Here is a 3,998-nt window from a genome sequence, read left to right on the forward strand (position 1 = left end):
GGTGTTCCAGGACGACTCCGTGAAGAACTGGGCGGGGCTTTTTGGCAGGCAGGTCCACTCCTCGGGGATAGGCGGACTGAAGTCAAGGTTGAGGCGTAGCCTTGAGACGCCTATCGTCGTGGAGAGGTTCGAGCCTACCACCAAAGAGTGCTACGCCTGCGGGAGGCGGCATGCGCTTTCCCTATCGGACAGGGTCATCGAGTGCGGTTGCGGCTGGAAGTGCGACCGGGATGTAAACGCCGCGCTGGTCGTTTTGAGGAAAGGGCTTGGCCTGAGCCCCCATCAGGCCGTAGGGCTGGACCGGCCCGAGCTTAAGCCCCTGGAGAGGGAAGCCGCTATGCGGGTGCTGGGGAGCCATCCCTACATCCGCGTCAGCTTCCCTCAATGGGGAAGCCTGCCCCTTTAGGGGTGGGAGGAGGTCACGTGGACTTCTTCACGGGGCAGATGGGGCTTCCCCGGCTGTGGCTTCCCGCCTGGAAAGCTTAGGGGTTAAGAGCAACCCCCGGGGGCTCGCCTCGGGGGTTAATCTTGGAGATATGGCGCTCAGCAACCGGGAGATGGTGGGAAAGGGCTTGGACCTCCTCAGGTCGGGCCTTAAACCCTTCGTGGAGCGGGAGTATCGGCGGGTCTACAGCGAGGACTGGCCCAGGGAGGCGGCGGAGGTTCTCAGGGGGGACAAGGCCTCCCTCCAGGACCCCGACGTCCAGGCTCTCCTCAAGCTCATGGACTACCGCTGGGGCGAGGTCTTTGACGAGAAGCTCGGGCGCTGGGGCCGGACCTTGGTGAAGGAGCTTCTGGAGTTCCGCAACCGCTGGGCCCACCAGGGCGCCTTCTCCTTTGAGGACGCCCACCGGGCTCTGGACAGCATGACCCGCCTCCTGGAGATGATCGCCGCCGAAGAGGCCCGGGAAACGGGCCGCCTTGCCCGGGAGCTCCTGAGGCGCCGCTTTGAGGAGGAGACGAAGCGGGAGGTGGAACGGGCGGTCAAGCAGTCCCCGGCCGCCCTTTCCCAGGGGCTCAAGCCCTGGCGGGAGGTGGTCACGCCCCACCCCGACGTGGCCTCGGGGCGGTACAGCGAGGCCGAGTTCGCCGCCGACCTAGCCCAGGTTCACCGGGGCGAGGCCGGGGAGGAGTACCAGAACCCCCTGGAGTTCTTCCGCCGCACCCACCTTACCACGGGGCTCAAGCGGCTTCTCCTCACGGCCATCCGCCGCCTCGCGGGGGAGGGAGGAGACCCGGTGGTGGAGCTCCAGACCCCCTTCGGGGGCGGCAAGACCCACTCCATGCTGGCCCTCTACCACCTCTTTGGGGGAAAGGTGGACCCGCGGGAGGTGCCTGGTCTGGAGGACCTCCTCGCCCAGACGGGGGTGCAAGGGGTGCCGGTGGCGCGGCGGGTGGTCTTCGTGGGCACGGCCTATAGCCCCGCCCGCACCCATCCGAAGCCCGAGGGGGTGGTGGTGCGGACCCTCTGGGGGGAGCTCGCTTACCAGCTCGGGGGCGTGGAGGGCTACCGCATGGTGGAGGCGGAGGACCGCACCGGCGTGGCCCCTGGTTCCGACGTCCTCAAGGAGCTCTTTGACCGCTTCAGCCCAGCCCTGGTGCTCATTGACGAATGGGTAGCCTTCCTGCGCAACCTCTACGGGGAAACGGACCTTCCCGCCGGAACCTTTGATCAAAACCTCACCTTCGCCCAGGCCCTCACCGAGGCCGCTAAGCGCAGCCCCCGCGTCCTGCTGGTGGCTTCCCTCCCTGCCTCGGACGCTGAGGTGGGGGGAGGAGGGGGGAGGGAGGCCCTAATCCGCCTTCAGAACGTCTTCGGGAGGCTGGAGTCCGTGTGGCAGCCCGCCACCCAGGACGAGACCTACGAGATCGTCCGCCGCAGGCTTTTCCAGCCCCTCTCAGAGGAGGGCTTCCGCCAGCGGGACGCGGTGGTGCGGGAGTACATGCGCTACTACCGGGAGCACCGGGGGGAGTTCCCGAGCGAGGTCCTCGAGCCCCACTACGAGGAAAGGATGCGCCTCGCCTACCCCATCCATCCGGAGCTCTTTGACCGGCTCTACGAGGACTGGGCCACCCTCGAGGGGTTCCAGCGCACCCGCGGGGTGCTCCGCCTCCTGGCCTCGGTGGTCTACACCCTGTGGGCGGGCGGGGACGCTTCCCCGGTGATCCTTCCCGGGGGCCTTCCCCTGGGAGCCGGGGGCCCCCGCTATGAGCTCGTGCGCCACCTCTCGCGCCACCAGGAGGGGTTTGACCAGGTGATTGACGCCGATATAGATGGGCCCAACGCCAAGGCCTTCGCCCTGGAGCGGGAGCGGCCCTCTTTGGGGCGCCACCAGGCGGCCCGCAGGGTGGCCCGGGCGGTCTTCCTGGCCACGGCGCCCGCCGGGGCGGCTCCCACGGGGAAGCCCCGGGGGGTGGAGGGGGTCCGGGTCAAGCTGGGGGTAGCCCACCCTGGGGAGAACCCGGCTCTTTTCACCGAGGCCCTGAAGGCCCTTTCCGAGCGCCTAACCTATCTCCACGCCGAGGGGGACCGGTACTGGTTTGACACCCGGCCGAGCCTCAACCGGGTGGCCCAGGACCGGGCCGCGGCTCTCTCCCGGGAGGAGGTTCTCATGGAGCTGGAGGGGCGCCTACGGACCTGGGCCAAGGGCCGCCCCGCCCTCTTCCAGGCGGTGCATGTGGCCCCGGCGGGCTCCGAGGAGGTGCCGGACGAGCCCGCCCTTCGCCTGGTGGTCCTCTCCCCCAAGTCGCCCTACGCCAAGGGGGGCTCGGAGGCGGAGAGGGCGGCCCAGGAGATCTTGGAGAGGCGAGGCCAGGCCCCAAGGCGCTACCGCAACACCCTTCTCTTTCTCGCTCCTGAGGCCACCCTGGTCCCGGACCTGGAGGAGGCGGCGCGGCAGTACCTGGCCTGGCGTTCCATCTTTGAGGACCGCGAGCGCCTGAACCTCGGGGCGGGGGACGTGCGCCAGGTGGAGAGCCGTCTCCGCCAGGCGGAGGAGACCCTAAGGGTGCGCCTCGAGGAGGCCTACCGCTACCTCCTCGTCTTCCACCAGCCCAACCCCAAGGCGCCGGACCTCGAGCTTAACGCCATCCGCCTCCAGGGAAGCGGAAACCCCTTGGAGCGGGTAGCCGCCAAGGCCCAGAGCGAGGGGCTGGTCCTCACCAAGTGGCACCCCGCTTTCCTGGAGGCAACCCTGGAGGGCTACGGGTTTTGGCAGGTGGCCGAGCCGGAAGGCATCCTCCCCTTGAGGAGGCTCTGGGAGGACTTCGCCGCTTACGCTTACCTGCCAAAGCTCAAGGACGAGGGAACCTTCCTGGCCACCGTGGCCCAGGGAGTAGGGGAGAGGCGCTTCGGGTACGCCGAGAGCCTGGAAGGGGGGGTTCCCAAGGGTGTGGTCCTGGGAGGGGAGGTGGCCCCTTCCCTTGGGGGCTACCTCTTGCGGCCCGAGTTGGCCGCCCGCATGTGGAAGCCAAGGGGCGAACCCTCCACGAACCCGGACGTTCCGGACAGCATCAAGCGCCCCGATGAGGTCAAGCACGCACCCCTTCCTCCCAAGGCCTCGAGGCCCAAGCGCTTCTACCTGAAGAAGGCCCTTCGGGTGGAGAACCTTCTTTCCGACGTTCAGACTTTGGCCCAGGAGGTGCTCCTTCACCTGGCCAAGGAGGGGGGGGTCCGGCTTGAGGTGGTCCTCGAGGCCCACGCCGAGGCCCCGGAGGGCTTCCCCGAGGGCCTGGAGCGGGTTCTTCGGGAGAACAGCCGGGTGCTCGGCGCCGAGGCCTCCTTCGAGGAGGCTTGAGGATGGGGGTGCTGGGGTTGACCCAGCCCCAAGCGGCTCTGGGGGTTGATAAGGGGCATGACCCTGCCTGAAGCCCTATCCCAGGTCCCAGACCCCCGGGCTCGCAACCGGCAGTACCCCCTTTGGGGTCTTCTGGCCCTCATCCTGGTGGCTTTCCTTTCCCGCGTGGACTCCCTGCGCGGCGTGGAACGCTTCGCCCGC

3 protein-coding genes are annotated in these 3,998 nt (G+C 68.5%); all 3 read left to right on the plus strand.

Annotation, left to right across the window (positions count from 1 at the left end; all coding sequences use genetic code 11):
- Positions 1-406, plus strand: a 406-nt coding sequence (locus tag H531_RS13275) for a zinc ribbon domain-containing protein (protein ID WP_033399357.1), incomplete at its 5' end; no start/stop codon positions are given.
- A 130-nt stretch (positions 407-536) separates the two neighbouring features.
- Entirely contained in the window at positions 537-3,797 is a 3,261-nt protein-coding gene (locus tag H531_RS0112170) for a DUF499 family protein (protein WP_022799589.1), read from the plus strand.
- A gap of 57 nt (positions 3,798-3,854) precedes the next feature.
- On the plus strand, positions 3,855-3,998 hold a 144-nt coding region (locus tag H531_RS14105; protein WP_169562216.1), incomplete at its 3' end, for a transposase family protein.

The organism is Thermus islandicus DSM 21543 (assembly GCF_000421625.1).
GTDB classification, from domain to species: Bacteria; Deinococcota; Deinococci; order Deinococcales; family Thermaceae; genus Thermus; species Thermus islandicus.